The organism is Chryseobacterium sp. MMO-72 (assembly GCF_037146035.1).
GTDB classification, from domain to species: domain Bacteria; phylum Bacteroidota; class Bacteroidia; order Flavobacteriales; family Weeksellaceae; genus Chryseobacterium; species Chryseobacterium indicum.
Genome location: NZ_JBBCWG010000003.1, coordinates 237,461 through 254,095 on the forward strand (window position 1 = coordinate 237,461; position 16,635 = coordinate 254,095).

Below are 16,635 nucleotides of genomic sequence, written 5' to 3' on the forward strand. Positions count from 1 at the left end.
CTTTTTTATAAAACGTTGAAAATTATTTGTTGAATAATTCTTCTACTTTATCCCAGTTTACCACTTCGAAGAATGCAGATACATAATCAGGTCTTCTGTTCTGGTAATTTAAATAATAAGCGTGCTCCCAAACGTCAAGTCCCAAAACAGGTGTTCCTTTTACGTCTGCAACCGGCATTAACGGGTTATCCTGATTCGGAGTTGAAGAAACAGTAACGGAACCATCAGCATTTTTTACCAACCAAGCCCATCCTGAACCGAATCTTGTTTTAGCAGCATCAGAAAAATCTGTTTTGAATTTTTCGAAACCTCCGTAAGCTTCAATAGCAGCTTTTACATTTCCTACCGGTTCTTTGCTTCCGCCCGGAGTTAAAATTTCCCAGAATAAGGTGTGGTTAAAGTGTCCTCCTCCATTGTTTCTTACCGCTGGTTTATCAGTTCCTGTCTGGCAGATTTCTTCGATAGTTTTTCCTTCAAGATCAGTTCCTTTGATCGCATTATTTAAATTGTCTACGTATGCTTGATGATGTTTTGTATGGTGGATTTCCATTGTTCTTGCATCAATTGTCGGCTCCAATGCATCGTAAGCATATCCTAGTTTTGGTAATTCAAATGACATAATTTTATTTTTAATGTTAATGTTATTACCCAAATTTAGCCATTATTTAATCTATATTCAAAAAATGGGGATTACTTTAATAAATCTTTAACATTGATATATTGATTTAGAATGAATTAAATTTTTATGGTAAGAAATTTAATGATGGAAGCCTGACAATTTGAAAATTTACTTTTGTAAAGTTGACAACAAACCAAAGAGTTAACAAGAATTTTCCCAAATTTTATTTTAATCTTTCATTAAACTCTTTCAGGATCACAAATTTTGTGAAGCCAATGAAATATTGAAATATCATACAAAAACCCTAGCCTCGATTGCAGCAATTGTCTGAGCTCATTTAATGATTTCGGCGGCGGCAAAGCCGCCGCCGAAATCATTAAATAGCGAGTGCGGAAAGCGAGATAAAGCTCCAAAAGAATAATTTAATTTCAAACTAAAAACGAAAAAGCACGAACATTAAACGTCCGTGCTTTCTCTTAACAAATTAAATTCAATTTATTTATTCATCGACATCAGGAATTCTTCGTTATTCAAAGTACCTTTGATGTTTTTGTCAACAAATTCCATTGCTTCAATTGGATTCATTTCAGAAAGGTATTTTCTAAGAATCCACATTCTCTGAGATGTTACCTCATCCAGAAGCAGATCGTCTCTACGGGTACTTGAAGCTACCAAATCAATTGCAGGATAAATTCTTCTGTTGGCAATTTTTCTGTCTAACTGAAGCTCCATGTTTCCAGTACCTTTAAATTCTTCAAAAATTACCTCATCCATTTTAGAACCCGTATCAATAAGAGCCGTTGCAATGATCGTTAGAGAACCTCCTCCTTCAATCTTTCTCGCAGCTCCGAAGAATCTTTTCGGTTTATGGAGTGCATTCGCATCAACACCTCCCGATAAAACTTTACCTGAAGCAGGCGTTACGGTATTATAAGCTCTTGCCAATCTTGTGATGGAGTCTAATAAAATCACAACATCGTGTCCGCACTCTACCATTCTTTGTGCTTTCGCCAGAACAAGGTTAGCCACTTTTACGTGCTTTTCTGCCGCTTCATCAAAAGTAGATGCAATAACTTCTGCATTTACGCTTCTTTCCATATCGGTAACTTCTTCCGGACGTTCGTCAATCAGAAGAACCATCATATAAACTTCCGGATGATTGGCAGCAATAGAATTGGCAATATCTTTCAGCAACATCGTTTTACCGGTTTTCGGCTGCGCAACGATCATTGCTCTCTGTCCTTTCCCGATCGGAGCAAAAAGATCCACTACTCTTGTAGAAATCGTAGAGCCTTTTCCGGCAAGGTTGAATTTCTCCTGTGGGAAAAGCGGGGTTAAATATTCAAAAGCAACACGGTCTTTAATAAAAGCAAGATCGCGCCCGTTAACTTCTGTTGGTCTTAATAAAGAGAAATATTTTTCGCCTTCTTTCGGTAATCTTACAATTCCTTTTACAGTGTCTCCGGTTTTCAGACCAAAATTTCTGATCTGCGCCGTAGAAACATATACGTCATCGGGAGAAGAAATATAACTGAAGTCTGAAGAACGTAAAAATCCGTAATTGTCGGGTAAAATTTCCAGAACTCCTTCAATACTTACCATTCCGTCGAAACTGAATTCCTTTTTAGGAGCTTCGTGCTGTTCCTCCGCTCTTTCAGAATGCTGCTGTTGCTGCTTATTCTGATGCTGGTTTTGGTTTTGATTCGGGTTTTGGTTATGATTTTGATTTCTATGCTGGTTTCCGTTGTTATTCGGATTGTTGTTTTGTCCTTTTGGGGATCTAGCCTGATGTTGAGGGGAATTATTCGGCTTTTCTTCTGCTGGAGCAGATTCCTGAGATTCTGTGTTTTTTGGAGCTTCTGTTTTTTCCTGAGGCGCTTCTGCATTGGCTGTATTGGCAGGAGAAACTCTTTTCCTCTTTTTCTTAGTTTGCGCTGCTGCAGTCTGTTCTTCTGTTGCTGGTGCAGGTTCTGTTTTTGTTTCTTCAGCTTTGGGTTCTTCGGAAACGGGTTCTTTCACCTCTGCTTCAGTTTTTTCCTCTGCTTTAGGTTTTGTTTCTTCCGCAGGTTTCGCTTCAGCTTTTGTTTTAGCTGCCGTTTTTTTAGGAGCAGCTTTTCTGGCAGGAGCCTTCGCAGGTTTTTCTGCCGGTTTTTCCTCAGTATTCATACTGGTTTCAGTAGCGTTGAAATATTCTTTTGCTACTTTTGGATTAGAGGCCTGAAAGTCAAGAATTGCAAAGATTTTGTCATTTTCAGTGCTGTTTCTTGCCACTTTAACGCCCAAATCCTTTAAGATTTTAGTCAGTTCCGTTACGGATTTTGACCTTAACGTTTCAATGTTAAACATATTTAGTGTAAAAAATGTAATTAATTGTGAATAAGAAAAGTAAGTCAGGTGACTGTTGTTTTCAAGTACATTCGTATAATGCAAATCTACACTTATTTTTGAATTGTGCAAAATTTATATTACTTTTGCGTAGAATTTAATATTCAATGCTACAAAGAATACAGACTATATGGACTTTTTTAGCAGTGTTGGCTGCTGTGTTTCTGTTCATTACAGGAGAAGATGTTGTTATTTCAGACAGCTTTCCTGTGATTAATATCGGATGTATTGTCCTTGTTTTGGTGGGAGTACTCAGTATTTTCAGCTTTAAAAACAGAAAAAGACAAATTCTGCTGAATAACATCAGCATTATTATAAACGCTTTGTTGATTGGTGTATTGATGTACTGGTTACTAAAATTATCCGGAGGAATAGATTTTCCTGAGAAGGGTATTGAGCCGGTTTTCTCATTAATTGCGGTGATCTGTCTGCTTATAGCAAACATTTACATTAAAAAAGATGAGAGGCTCGTAAAATCTGTAGACAGACTTCGATAACCTTACAACGATTTTTTGAGTGAGAACAGCTTCTTTTAAGGAGCTGTTTTTTATTTTGTGTAATTTTTCATTTAAAAACATTCGCATGCAACATTTCCGCTTATATTGCGACTGATTGTTTATAAATTATTAAAAATGAAAAAACTTACTTATCTTACCTTTTCACTTTTCTCTATATTTTCTTTCGCACAGGAAGTTTCTACGGAAAGAATACAGACTGTTCTTTCAACTCTGGCTTCTGATGAAATGAAAGGCCGCGAAATCGGAACTGCTGAAAATGATAATGCAGCCAATTATATCGCCAAATTATTTAAAGAAAACAATTTAGAGTACTGCACAGGAAATTCTTATCTGGTTCCTTTTGACTACAAAGGAAAAACAGCTTATAATGTTTGTGGCGTTAAAAAAGGAAAAACAGAAAAATTTCTAGGATTTTCGGGACATTTTGACCATATCGGAACCAGCAACAATCCTCAGGACAATATTTATAATGGTGCAGATGATGATGCAAGCGGAATTACCACTCTGGTAGGAATTGCAGATTATTTCAAAAATAAAAAACCGGAGTTTTCTTTGGTTTTCATGGCATTTAACGGAGAAGAAAAAGGAATGTTGGGTTCCAGAGCCATTTCAAAGGATGAGAATCTGAATCCGATTTATGATAAAATGACTGCGCTGTTTAATTTCGAAATGGTGGCAACAGAATCTGCTTTCGGAAAGAACGCTTTGTTCATGACGGGTGATGAATTTTCGGATCTTGATGAATTATTTAATAAAAATGCCGCGAATGGCTTAAAAATAAATCCCGATCCTTACGCTTCAGAACAGCTTTTCTACCGATCAGACAATGTGAGTTTCGTTAAGAAAAAAATTATCGCGCATTCTTTTTCAACGGTTGATATGACTAAAGCGACGCATTATCACCATGAAAATGATGATATCCACATTGTGGATTTTAATAATTTAACAACAATAATCAATAATTTCGGGAAAACTTTAGACAAACTTTCGCCCAAGAATTTTGCACCGAAGTATAATGATAAAGTTAGATTTTAAAAGTTATATAAAAGCTGCCATTCTTCGGGCGGCTTTATTTTTTCCGAATACTGTAACAAAATAAATGCTGCAGAAACTTATTTTATAAAGTAAAAGGCGATTAAAAACGTCTTATCATTTAAATTACGTAATTTTGCTATCCAATTTTTTCATTGAATGAACGAATATAAAAAAATATTAAAATTCGCAAAACCTCATCAGAAATACATTTTCGGAAGTTTATTTTTCAACTTATTATATTCTGTATTTCAGATTGCTTCATTAGGAACGATTCTTCCTGTTTTGGGCATGCTTTTCGGAACTATTAAAAGAGAAGATTTTGAATCTGCACCTGTATATTCCGGAAATCTGACAGATTTATTTCCGTACCTGAAAAACTATTCTAATTATTATATTCAGACTTTGGTGGATGATTATGGTACGCTGAATGTCTTGGCATGGCTCTGCGTCATCACGGCATTTATGTTTTTGCTGAGAAACCTTTTCAGATATTTAGGATCTTTTCTGTTGATTAATTACCGTGTCGGTGTTACAAAAGATCTGCGCGGAGAAATGTATCGTAAGGTTTTAGCTTTGCCGGTTTCATTTTTTACAGAGAGCAGAAAAGGAGATATGATGTCGCGTATGTCCAATGACGTAGGCGAAGTGGAAGGCAGTATTTTAGGAAGTTTAGTGGAACTGATTAACGCTCCGTTTATGCTTGTGAGTACTTTAATAAGTTTGTTTCTGCTAAGTTCTGAATTAACGCTTTTTTCTCTTCTGGTTTTACCGGTTATGGGAACTTTAATCGCGTTAATCGGGAAAAGTCTTAAAAAAGATTCTCACGAAGCGCAGAACGAAATGGGAACGATATTTTCTATTGTTGATGAAACTTTAAAGTCTTCAAAAGTAATTAAGATTTTCAGCGCAGAAAAGATTATGGATAATCGCTTTATGGGTTCTATGCAGAGATGGATCGACAGTTCGATACGATTGGGAAGAAAGAAGGAATTAGCGTCGCCAATCAGCGAATTTCTGGGTTCTGTTACTTTTTTAATCATCGCATGGTATGGCGGGAAACAGATCGTTGTGGAGCACAGCATTGCTCCTCAGGATTTTCTGGTTTTTTTAGGAATGTTCTTTCAGATTTTACCTCCGGTAAAGAGTTTATCACAATCAATTTCAAATGTACAGAAAGGAGAAGCTTCTTTACACAGAGTATTGGAAATTCTTGAAGCGGACGTGAAAATTGAAGAAGTTGCTAATCCTGTAAGTATTTCAACACTTAATAAAGCTATTGAATTTAAAAATATCGGTTTTTACTACGATAAAGACCATGCTATTCTTAAAAATTTCTCTTTAAGTATTCCTAAAGGAAAAACCGTAGCTCTTGTCGGACAAAGCGGCAGCGGAAAAACAACGATCGCCAATCTTCTGGCAAGATTTTATGATGTTTCTGAAGGCGAAATTCTTATTGACGGGGTAAATATTAAAAATTTAAGGCTAAAAGAATACCGTAAACTTCTCGGGATGGTTACTCAGGAATCTGTGTTATTTAATGATACGGTTTACAATAATATTCTGATGGGGAAACCTGAAGCAACAAGAGAAGAGGTAATTGCTGCTGCCAAAATTGCCAATGCAGATAACTTTATTACGAATCTTCCAGACGGATATGACTCTAACATCGGAGATGACGGAGGAAAGCTTTCCGGAGGTCAGAAACAGAGGGTTTCCATTGCGAGAGCTGTATTGAAAAATCCACCGATTATGATTCTGGATGAAGCAACTTCTGCTCTGGACACGGAGTCGGAAAGATTTGTTCAGGATGCGCTTGAAAAAATGATGGAAAACAGAACGTCTCTTGTTATTGCGCACAGGCTCTCCACTATTCAAAAGGCTGACTGGATTGTGGTAATGGAAAAAGGAGATATTGTAGAACAGGGAACTCATCATGATCTTATTGCGAAAAAAGGAGTTTATCACAAACTTGTGGAACTGCAGAACTTCGATTAATATCATAAAAAATATATTAGGAAAGAGTATTTCCAAAGGAATTTAAAACCTTTGGAAATACTCTTTTCAGGTTGAAAGATTTGATACTTTTCAGCTATACTAAAGTGTATTCAATGTCTTAACTTACAGCAAAAAAGCCTCAGTAAAAGCAATTACTGAAGCTTTTAGATGTATAGTAATTTGTGCTTATTATTGGGTATTTATCCCATTGGTTTCTGCCTGCTTTATTGCCCATGCTAAAGCATTTGCAAAGATGATAGAATTCTGTACCTGCATTCCTCCCAATGCATATCCGTTACCTGCATATCCATACGTCGACTTTTGTACCGGCAAATATCCTCCTGAACTTGGCGCAACAAATGGCTCAATAGTATTACTTGGATATTGATTCCCGTTCGCGTTTTCATTACTTAAAAATCCACCGTCTCCGAACCAGATAAAATTAAGCGAACTGTGTCTTAACCCTGAAATTCCCGTTCTGGGAGTTGTGCTGTTAATTGGCTGTGCATAACTGTAAGGAATAAATCCACTGGTAAGACCTGTAATATTAACCGTTGTAGAAGCGTCTTCTCCCCAGTTCTTTCCTCTCACATCTCCAAAAGGACCGTTAAGTATCGGATCATTTGTATTTACAAGAGCATATACCGAACCGGCTCCTGCTCCATTAGAGGCTGAAATAGTAGGATCAGAGAAAATTGCGCGCATCATATTTTGGGAAGAAGCAGCATCATCCTCAAACGCAATTACAACCCCTTTATTATTTAAATAATTTGCAATATACCCCGAAGCTGTTGCATCTGGTGTATAAGCATAGCCGATAATAACAATATCCGGTTTTGTGTTCAGTGCTGCTAATAATGTTGCATTAGAAGGTGCACCGCCTAAAGAAGTATGAGTATAGCCGCCAGATTTTACAACACTGGCTGCTGAAGTTCCAAAGTTTGTCGGAGAATCCATTAAACTTCTCGATGGTCCTGTAAAAGCACTGTATCCGTAAACTGTTTCTAATCCGATGTGTAAAATTTTCTTTGATGGTATTGTCATTATTACCGTTACATTACAGGTAGATTCACCATCCGCACTGTTGGATGTAATCGTCATTACTTTATCAGCTGTGGATGTTGGTTTGCCTGTGCCGGATAATGTTATGTTCTGATTTCCTGTAGCAGTAAATATTCCTGATCCGCTGAAAGAAATTCCGTCTACTGTATTTGTTGTGATAGAATAACTTCCCAACGCCGTTACTGTAACGGGTAGTGTTATCGTGTTGCCTGCACCGAGAGCCGTTCCTTTTGTGTAAACGCCATTTACTGTTGCGCTTCCGCATGAGACAGAATAGGTTGCTGCTGAACTTAGTACATTCACCGTTACTGCCGGTGTACAGCTTACACTTACACCGTTTGCAAACAACTGAACAGTATCAGACTGAACCGCAGAAGGTGTTCCCTGCCCTGCAACCTGCACTGTCTGTATTCCTGTGTTTAGAAAAACACCTGTTGCGTAAAAATTATAACCATTGGTTGTGGTTCCCGTAATCGTATAGCTTCCTTTTTTGGTGACATTTACGGTTACTGTAAGATAATGTGATGTGTTAAGTGTTTTTCCCTGAATATAAGTACCACTGGCTTTTGTATTCGCACAATCTATTGTAAAAACAGACTTTCCTATTTGCCCGCAGACGCTTTTCCATTCATTGTCTGCAAGACTCCAGTAATTAAGACAGTCTTCTGTAGTATTGTAAACCGTAAGACCGTCATCATTCGCGGGATTGATGGTAATTGCATCCCGCTGTGTTACTGTAAGACGGGGAATTAAAATACCTTTGTTATTATTGACGGAAACAACGTCTAATACAGAATTTGGGTTGGGAGAAGCAGTATTAATCCCTACAGCACCATTGTTTTGGGCGAAAAAGTTTCCGAAAGAGAAGAACAGGGCAAAAAACAGAGTTTTTACCAGAAATTTTGTAGATTTTGTATTCATCATGTTTTATTTATGGATTAAAATTTGAAATAAAATATTTATTTTATAAGCAGAAGCAAAGTTATCATCTATTAGCTCGTTTATTAGCAAATTGTGGCACGCAATATCACGCGTACGTAGTAAAACTTACTGTTTTTCAATATCTGAAGAGAAATCATAATGACGAATAGTTATATCTTCATAAGAAAACTATTAATATTGACATCCGAAGGAATATTCAGTTTTTTCCGTATTCTGTATTTTTTACTCTCTACTGCTCTTATGCTGTTATTAGTACACTGAGCAATTTTTTTCGTATCGAAATCCAGTTTCATTAATGCGCAGAAATACAATTCAGAATGAATAAGATTAGGGTTAATCTGTAAAATTCCCGGAATAAAACCCGGAAAGAAAACCTGAAACCTCTCAAAAAACATTACCGAATTTTTCTCTGCCAGTCTGAATATTTCATCAATATTTTCATCGGTAAGCTGATTAGCCTGCATCTGACTTTTCATTAATCTAGAATTGGTCTTCATCAAATCTTCAATGGTTGAATCTTTAATTTGCGTGTTTTCGAGAAGTCCATTTATTAACTCGTCTTTTTGGCTTATAAAAACAATATCCATTAAAAAAGAAACAACAGAAAATAAAATGTTAAGCAGCTTTATGGTAGAATAATCCTTTTCTTTCAAAAACTTACTTCTCGGTAAAAAGCTGAAATCAAAATAAAGGCAGGCAATAAAATTAAAACTAATAAAAAAAGTCAGAAAATAAATTTCTTTTTTGTTTTTTCTGTAATTTAAAAAGAAAGGAATTGCAAAGAGAATACTGAAATAAAAATATTCTACTCCAACGTTTTTTGAACTGTAAATATTAAAAAAACTTACAATAAGGGTAAGTAAAACCAAAATGCCTACTACTCCAAATTTGAGGGTTTTACGAAATGTTGTGGTTTTATCTTTAACTGAGATTAAAAGAATCCAGAATAAGGTAATAGTAATAAGGAATATAGAAATAATAATATCCCTGAAAAAAGTAATGATAAAGATAGCATAGAATAGAAAAAGAAAAAAAAGAAAAAATAAATAACGATTGATAAGATGGTTATAATCATTTTCAAAATTACTTCTCTCTCCTTTATTGAAGATAAGCTTGTAAATCATTTTATGTTTTTTTATTTGTAGTTCAAGTAGCTATTTGTACAATTATCCTATACAATACCAAAGTATTCTTAGTTATAAACAAATTTTACAGAAAACAACGAATTGATCCTGAAAATATCAATCTTAAAATGATTTGTATTTAAAATAATTGAAGATCAGCTATTTAATAATATCAAAACTCTACATTGCAAATATAAATAATTAAATATTTACTATAATTTTGAAAATATTATTTTTTATTTCTAGCAAATCAAAAAAAACAACTAATGAATTTTCCTGCAAAATTAGCTATTGCAGTCAGTTTTTAAGTTTTTACCAATACTCAATTCTACTCACGCGTAGTAAAGCGTAGCCTTTTAAACCCTGACAAAAGGTATTTTGGATTTAAAAATTAATTTTGGCCGTTTATCTCTTTTAAATATTCTCTGGGAGATTTGCCCATAATTTTTTTAAAAGCTCTGTTAAACTGAGATTGATGAACGAAGCCTGCACTTGTATAGATAACCTTTAAAGTGTATTTTTTATGAATATCTTTTTCAAATTCCTGTATAACAAAATTTATTCTGTAGGAATTGATAAAATCATTAAAGTTGGTTTTCCCTTTTTGGTTCAGAGCTGCTGAAATATAAGTTCTGTTGGTGTTTAACGCCTGTGTTAAGTCATAAATACTGGCATTAGAATTCAGGTAAAATTTATCCTTTTCGGTATAATCAATAATCCGTCTGTATAAAAGCATTAATTTATCTTCTTTTACTTCGGAGACGGGTAATAATGGAGTTTCTTTCTCTAAAGTTTCATTTTTCTGTTCAAAATTGTTCTGAATTTTTACACTATTAAATTCTATTGCATAATAGATATGGAATGTTAACAGAAAGAGGAAGAAGAAAAAGTGGAAGTATAAAGAAAATAAATTGTAAATCCAGAGGAAAAAAACAGTATTAACGTCCTTGCTTTTCCAACTCGGGAAACTGTTCCATTCGAAAGAGCTGTACACCAATAGAAATACAACAAAAAAAAATGCAGAATAAAGAAAAGTATATTTAAAATTATTTACATAAGAAAAAGATATAGGGAATAAAATTAAATAAATAAGAGTAATTGGAAAATCCGGAAATTTAGATATTGAATTATATACGATCATTGCCATCTGAACGCAGTTGTTAAAATTGACAAGATGTTTGAATTTGAAATTATTTAAAAAATCTATTTTCCACAGCAAAATCAAAGACGATAAAAAACTTACTAGCGCAAGCAGGGTATTGTATTTGGTAACAATACCATAGAAATAAAAATCTAAAATTTTTATCGTTATAATTACTAAATCTAAAAATAATTTAATCCACAAATATTGTCTGATGAATACCTGACGTTTATTATACAGAATTTCCTTACTATAATTCATAAATATTAAGTGCCTATATACTTTATTAAATAAACAGAAAATTTAAACATAAAATTGTAGTGAAATGGAGTTCTTACTAATGTCTATCAGTATTATAGTATTTATTTTTATTTTTTTCTAATCTATATCTTAATAACTGCTACTTATCTGTTCGATATAGAATGTCTGTAAATTTAACTGCTGTTCACAGCCTCTACAATTTATGAAAGAATCATTTTTAGAGTTTGCTCCAATAAAATATTTCGGATTATATGTATTAATTCCTACTTGAGCGAAAAAAACCGTTGAAAATATTAAAATAGAGGGAATAATATTTTTTTTCATTGTTGTTCTTAGTGTAAATATTAAATAGTTCTGAAATTATAAATAAGCAAAACAAAAATAACAGTTTTAAAATTATGTCACCCAAATGAAATTTTTCCAAGGTAATAAATTAAACTATTTAGTAAAAAACAAAGATAAAAAATGCTACTTTAACAAAACGAAATATTTACAAAAACTACTGTTTTACAATATTTTAGGCAGTAAATGAACTCATTCATCAATCCTCCGTTTATTTTTACATTTTAGTTTTTATTTGTATTTACTTTTACAAATGCATTAAACAATGAGGTTAAAGCAAGTGTATGTATAATATAAATATTAAATACTGCCGTTAAATAATCTCCACTTTTTCATATCAGTATATTATCAAAACTCCAATTGTATTTTACCATATAATTCGTCTTTTAATGAAAGTATTGTGAACTTTATTGAGCAAAGTTTAGACTTTCTTTTATAATAATTTGGTAATAAATAGTCTGCGCTGTTTTTGTTTCAGAACATGTTTGCAAAATCCATTTGGCTCTATCATTTCATGCGCAATGGCTATCAAAAAAAGTCAAAAACAATGAGCAAAAACATTAAAATAAAAGGTAAATTATATCCTTCTACTATAAGTTTAGCAATGGACTTGGTGGGCGGTAAATGGAAAGCTTTGATTTTATACCATCTAAAAGATGGTGAAAGACGCTACACTGAACTTAAAAACGAGATGGATTTTATTACAGATATGTCCTTAAGCTTATATTTAAAACAATTACGTGATGATGGTCTGGTTTCAAGAAAAGTTTACGGAAAGAAACCTCCATTAAAAGTAATCTACAGTTTAACCGATTTTGGTAAAACACTTATTCCTTTACTGGAAGCTATGGATAACTGGGGAAATCTTATATTAGAACAACAAAATAAAAACACCTGATGAAATTTTACCGACCTTATTCCAAGAAATTCAGCAGACAGATTGCCAATACATTGATCTGTTATGTTAAAATTAAATAGTTGATTTCGGGATTTCCTTCAACGTTATAGTCTTTTCACAGAAAAAGCTCTTAAGGATAAACATTAAGAGCTTATATTTGTTTTCTAAGAACTCAGAACATTATGGAACCCTGAACTGTTCAATTCTGAGATATGCTTTTGTAGTGGGACAGGTACCATTAGGACATGTGGTTGCATCTAAACCAATCGCAGCAGCATCATTATTTGAAAACATACACGTTAATACGTAAGCAACCTGAGCATTATCATTTGTAGTCCATGTGTAGGTTCTGAATTCAGGCTTATTTCCGTTATAAAGATTCGAAATTCCCCAAGCTGCTAAAACACCTTCCTGAAAAGGACCTCCGAAAGCAGTCCCATCACCTCCATACCACTTTCCTGCCTGAGGAAAAGGATTATCGCTATAAGCGGCTACAGTAGAACCTCCTGAAATGCGTTGGGTTGAACCATTCCAGAAAATACTTGGTGTACCGGAGTTACTTCTTATCTGTAAGTTTACGCCTGAATTTAGGTTACTAACTCCATCTTGTACAAATATTCTGACAGAAAATTTTCCATCGGGAGAGGTAACATATTTGTGATATCCGGGAGCCGGATCGTTTGTTGAAACCAAAGGTCCCAAAGTGATCGATTGGCTGTATTCAGCAGCAACCTGATCGCCTACTGCAGCACTACAATTCTGACCACTGGTAAGAAACGGCACTAAACCATTGCCGGAACTTCCCTGTATAGGAAAAGTAATTGCTGTAGGGGAAGAAACAGAAGGTGTTCCCCATACTGAGAAAGAAAGCTGACCACTGCCTGTTGCAAGCTCTCCCGGAAGAAGTTTTATGTTCAATCCATTTACGGTAACTGTAGTTCCTTCCTGATAAAGACCGCCGTTACCTTCTGTATACGGGATTTTTAAAATCCCATTATAAGCTACCCCGCTGGTATAGGTTGCAGGAGATAAAGTCGCAGCGTTGCAGGTTAAAGAAGTTATGGTAGGCGCTTTTGTAGATTGATTATTAATTGTTCTCCATTCGGTTCCATTCCAAAAAACAAATCCTTTATAAGTTAAAGCTGCTGATCCGTTATTGTAGACTAACATACTGGTTAATGGATTAGGAATGGTAACAATATCTGTGGTACTTGTAAGAGCAACTCTAGGAATTAAAATCCCTTTATCTGCGGCTGTTAAATCTAATAATGCCGATGTATTTGGTGTTTCAGTTCCAATCCCCAGATTTCCGTTATCTTTTATAACAAAGGCAGTATTTGATGGTCTTACGGTAAATCCGTCAGATTTAGTTCCCAGTTTTACCATCTGGTTGGTGTTGTCATTTACAAATGCATCATTTGTAAGATCTCCGGCACTTCCTCCCCCGCTTAAACCTACCCAGGAAGAGATTCCGTCCCAATAGTAAAATCCTTTATTATAAATGCTGGAATTGTTTATTAGATATACCAGCTGTCCATTCACAGTACCGTTTACATTCAGTGCTGTAACTCTGGGAACAAGAATACCGTCTTTACCGTGTACAACACCGGGAACGGCTACCCCTGCATTTCCGGTATCGTTTTTTCCTCTGATATCCAGCGTCGCCTCAGGAGATGACGTATTAATTCCCACTTGGGCAAAAGAAGAACAACTCAGCCCGATCAGATAAAAAATATAAAAATTTCTCATTTCGTAGTGTTTAAGTTAAGGTTATTAAAAAAGCAGCTAATTACATAAAAGAAAATTAGATGAACTGAATCATGCCGTAATAATGCATAAACTCATTATTATTCACCTGATTATCTCACACTTAATGAGACAAAATTATAGTATATATCAATCTCTACCAATACCTATCATTTTTGATAGGTTAAAATATTTAAAGCTTTTTTTAAATTTAAATTTCAAAAAAATTTGGAAATCCTTTCAGATATTGATTTTTGAAAAAGAAAAAGAGAGGCTGAAAAACCTCTCTGTATTATAATAATTTTGTATCAATTTCTATTCATCCTTCATTCTGGCAATCACATCAAGACCTCCTTTCGTGATATCACCAATTTTACATACAATTTCTGTATCTAAAGGAAGAAATACGTCCATTCTGGAACCGAATTTAATGAAACCGAATTCATGCCCTGCTTTTGCAGTATCGCCCTCATTGCAGTAGAAAACAATTCTTCTTGCCACATATCCTGCAATCTGTCTGAAAACCACTTTATGATTGGTTAAACTTTCGACCGCAACGGTTGTTCTCTCGTTTTCCGTAGAAGATTTTTCATGCCATGCTACAAGATATTTTCCCGGATGGTATTTCTTATAAATTACATTTCCTGAAACCGGATATCGGCAGATATGTACATTAAGCGGAGACATAAAAATAGAAACCTGAATGGCTTTTCCTTTGATAAATTCATCCTCTTCAACTTCTTTTATCATCACCACTTTTCCGTCTACCGGAGCAATCACATTCTCTTTGTGATCGAGAATTTCACGATTCGGAACTCTGAAGAACCAAAATACTAAACTGTAGATTACCAATAAAGGCAGAATGATCACCAACGACCACATTTCAAGAAAATAAATAGCCAGCGCACCCAAAATGATGAACAGGATAGTCGCAACGGTAATGGTTCCTTTTGATTCTCTGTGTAATTTCATGAGATTAAATAAATTTTTCTAAAATAAAGTACAAATATACGACAGGAACACAAATAATGAAACTATCCAGTCTGTCTAATACGCCTCCATGTCCCGGAATGATGTTTCCGCTGTCTTTCACGGCGAAATTTCTTTTCAGCTGGCTTTCCACCAAATCCCCGATCGGCGCAAAAGCAGCCACCAGAAAACCTACCACCATCCAGTTTCCGCGAAGATCCGGATGATAATGTTCTACAAAGTAAGACAGGATTAAAGTAAGAACAACACCGCCAATATAACCTTCCCATGTTTTTTTAGGAGAAATTTTAGGCGCCATTTTATGTTTTCCGAAGAATTTTCCGGTTAAATAAGCAAAGGTATCGCTGCTCCAGATCAGAATAAACAGAAACAGTACTTCTAAAGAAAAACTGTTATCATAGCTTCTAAATTTGGGAAGCCCCAAAGCAAAGCTGAAAGGCAGCGCTACATAAATTACCGTGAAAATAAGCTTTCCGCTGTCAAAATATAATTCGTTCGGGAATTTAAATAAAGTAACGGCTGCAATAACGATAAGAACCATCGCAAGGATTTCACTCAGCCTGAAATCGAAAAAGAAACCATAATTAAAATATCTTTTCGAAAACACATAAAAAATAAAAATCACCAAAGGAAAAACAACAAACCGTTCATAGCCTTTCCCGAATTTCATGATTTTAAAACATTCCCACGAACCTACTCCCATTAGAAGAGAAATTAATCCGTAATAAAGATATTGCTGCTTTACAAGATCCGGAGAAATACTGTTGATTAACTGGGCTCCAAGCGGAGTGGTACAAAGAATAATAACTGCTACGTAAACAATTCCTGATAAGGTTCTTTGAATGAGATTTTTGTCCAAGATGTTAAATTTTAAATCTGATGCTTAATCTTCAAGCAACAATAAAAACAGTTTTGTGTTGGTATGGGAAGAAGTATCCATTTTCGACTGTCCACCGCTGATGGAAGTAAGATTTTTGATATTTCCGTTTCTTTTGATCTTTCCCATCGCATCATTCAGGTTGTTCACAATCTGTGAAATATTTGCCATAATGATAATTTTATCCGGCAGTCTGGAAGAATGATAATGAAGGATATTATTGTGAGAAAGCATAATTCTTCCGTCGTACGCAATAAGATATTCGCAGGTAATGAAACTTGCATCGTTATTGCTCTGGAGTTCAGAAGTATAAGGCGTTTTTACGACATTCAGGAAATTCTGAAGGTCTTTATCCCAACAGAACATATTATGTATTCCTTCAATTTTAATAATCTGGTTCAAAGTCTGTAACGCCTCCGCTTCATCTGCACAGTAATTAAAAAAACCTCCGGAATGCGTAAACAGTTGGGCAAACTTATAATCGAGATCCGCATTTTTCAGCGAATCCCCTAGCTTTTCCAGGCTTTGTCTTTCATCCTGCTCCGGCTGGTTCGTAAGTTTGCTTACAATCTTCTTAAATAAATTCAATTTGATCTATTTTTAGTCAACTTTATACAAAAATATAAATTAATCATATAGAAATCCAAAAACATACCGAGAAATATAAAAAAACCCGACAATTTCAGAACTGTCAGGTTTT

The 16,635-nt window shown here is 34.7% G+C and carries 13 protein-coding genes; 4 read left to right on the forward strand and 9 right to left on the reverse strand.

What is annotated here, in order from left to right:
• Positions 1-22: 22 nt before the first annotated feature.
• A complete protein-coding gene (locus WFH39_RS06315) occupies positions 23-619 on the reverse strand; it encodes a superoxide dismutase (protein ID WP_273139652.1) in 597 nt (198 codons plus the stop codon).
• Between the two features lie 495 nt (positions 620-1,114).
• Positions 1,115-2,965, reverse strand: coding sequence for a transcription termination factor Rho (rho, locus tag WFH39_RS06320; protein ID WP_336689212.1), 1,851 nt, complete (start codon positions 2,963-2,965; stop codon positions 1,115-1,117).
• A gap of 146 nt (positions 2,966-3,111) precedes the next feature.
• Here rho and WFH39_RS06325 point away from each other — a divergent pair, with 146 nt between their 5' ends.
• The 3 genes from WFH39_RS06325 to WFH39_RS06335 all read left to right on the forward strand — a co-directional run bounded on the left by WFH39_RS06325 (position 3,112) and on the right by WFH39_RS06335 (position 6,552).
• Complete coding sequence (locus WFH39_RS06325; RefSeq protein WP_076391587.1) at positions 3,112-3,501, forward strand: DUF4293 family protein; 390 nt, start codon at positions 3,112-3,114, stop codon at positions 3,499-3,501.
• A gap of 135 nt (positions 3,502-3,636) precedes the next feature.
• Positions 3,637-4,557 (forward strand): M28 family peptidase, encoded by a 921-nt coding sequence (locus WFH39_RS06330; RefSeq protein ID WP_336689213.1) that lies wholly within the window; start codon positions 3,637-3,639, stop codon positions 4,555-4,557.
• Positions 4,558-4,713: 156 nt separating this feature from the next.
• Positions 4,714-6,552: an ABC transporter ATP-binding protein gene (locus tag WFH39_RS06335; RefSeq protein WP_214588209.1), complete on the forward strand. Its 1,839-nt coding sequence runs from the start codon at positions 4,714-4,716 to the stop codon at positions 6,550-6,552.
• 189 nt (positions 6,553-6,741) lie between these two features.
• On the opposite strand, the gene WFH39_RS06340 is transcribed toward WFH39_RS06335, so the two are convergent.
• From WFH39_RS06340 to WFH39_RS06350, 3 genes are all read right to left on the reverse strand, one after another.
• Positions 6,742-8,538: a hypothetical protein gene (locus tag WFH39_RS06340; protein ID WP_336689214.1), complete on the reverse strand. Its 1,797-nt coding sequence runs from the start codon at positions 8,536-8,538 to the stop codon at positions 6,742-6,744.
• Positions 8,539-8,705: 167 nt separating this feature from the next.
• On the reverse strand, positions 8,706-9,680 hold the full coding sequence (locus WFH39_RS06345; protein WP_336689215.1) for a helix-turn-helix transcriptional regulator: 975 nt from the start codon (positions 9,678-9,680) through the stop codon (positions 8,706-8,708).
• 391 nt (positions 9,681-10,071) lie between these two features.
• Positions 10,072-11,082 (reverse strand): helix-turn-helix domain-containing protein, encoded by a 1,011-nt coding sequence (locus WFH39_RS06350; RefSeq protein ID WP_336689216.1) that lies wholly within the window; start codon positions 11,080-11,082, stop codon positions 10,072-10,074.
• 889 nt (positions 11,083-11,971) lie between these two features.
• On the opposite strand from WFH39_RS06350, the gene WFH39_RS06355 reads away from it, so the two are divergent.
• Positions 11,972-12,322, forward strand: coding sequence for a winged helix-turn-helix transcriptional regulator (locus WFH39_RS06355; RefSeq protein ID WP_336689217.1), 351 nt, complete (start codon positions 11,972-11,974; stop codon positions 12,320-12,322).
• Between the two features lie 180 nt (positions 12,323-12,502).
• On the opposite strand, the gene WFH39_RS06360 is transcribed toward WFH39_RS06355, so the two are convergent.
• The 4 genes from WFH39_RS06360 to WFH39_RS06375 all read right to left on the reverse strand — a co-directional run bounded on the left by WFH39_RS06360 (position 12,503) and on the right by WFH39_RS06375 (position 16,523).
• Positions 12,503-14,071, reverse strand: coding sequence for a hypothetical protein (locus tag WFH39_RS06360; RefSeq protein WP_336689218.1), 1,569 nt, complete (start codon positions 14,069-14,071; stop codon positions 12,503-12,505).
• Positions 14,072-14,383: 312 nt separating this feature from the next.
• Entirely contained in the window at positions 14,384-15,040 is a 657-nt protein-coding gene (locus WFH39_RS06365; protein ID WP_235132540.1) for a phosphatidylserine decarboxylase family protein, read from the reverse strand.
• 4 nt (positions 15,041-15,044) lie between these two features.
• On the reverse strand, positions 15,045-15,917 hold the full coding sequence (locus tag WFH39_RS06370) for a phosphatidate cytidylyltransferase (RefSeq protein WP_290264497.1): 873 nt from the start codon (positions 15,915-15,917) through the stop codon (positions 15,045-15,047).
• Positions 15,918-15,941: 24 nt separating this feature from the next.
• On the reverse strand, positions 15,942-16,523 hold the full coding sequence (locus tag WFH39_RS06375; RefSeq protein WP_214588202.1) for an LUD domain-containing protein: 582 nt from the start codon (positions 16,521-16,523) through the stop codon (positions 15,942-15,944).
• Positions 16,524-16,635: the final 112 nt, after the last annotated feature.

Coding starts and splice junctions, on each gene's coding strand:
- WFH39_RS06315 (WP_273139652.1), bottom strand. CDS start 619: ATGTCATTTGAATTACCAAAACTAGGATATGCTTACGATGCATTGGAG.
- rho (WP_336689212.1), bottom strand. CDS start 2,965: ATGTTTAACATTGAAACGTTAAGGTCAAAATCCGTAACGGAACTGACT.
- WFH39_RS06325 (WP_076391587.1), top strand. CDS start 3,112: ATGCTACAAAGAATACAGACTATATGGACTTTTTTAGCAGTGTTGGCT.
- WFH39_RS06330 (WP_336689213.1), top strand. CDS start 3,637: ATGAAAAAACTTACTTATCTTACCTTTTCACTTTTCTCTATATTTTCT.
- WFH39_RS06335 (WP_214588209.1), top strand. CDS start 4,714: ATGAACGAATATAAAAAAATATTAAAATTCGCAAAACCTCATCAGAAA.
- WFH39_RS06340 (WP_336689214.1), bottom strand. CDS start 8,538: ATGATGAATACAAAATCTACAAAATTTCTGGTAAAAACTCTGTTTTTT.
- WFH39_RS06345 (WP_336689215.1), bottom strand. CDS start 9,680: ATGATTTACAAGCTTATCTTCAATAAAGGAGAGAGAAGTAATTTTGAA.
- WFH39_RS06350 (WP_336689216.1), bottom strand. CDS start 11,082: ATGAATTATAGTAAGGAAATTCTGTATAATAAACGTCAGGTATTCATC.
- WFH39_RS06355 (WP_336689217.1), top strand. CDS start 11,972: ATGAGCAAAAACATTAAAATAAAAGGTAAATTATATCCTTCTACTATA.
- WFH39_RS06360 (WP_336689218.1), bottom strand. CDS start 14,071: ATGAGAAATTTTTATATTTTTTATCTGATCGGGCTGAGTTGTTCTTCT.
- WFH39_RS06365 (WP_235132540.1), bottom strand. CDS start 15,040: ATGAAATTACACAGAGAATCAAAAGGAACCATTACCGTTGCGACTATC.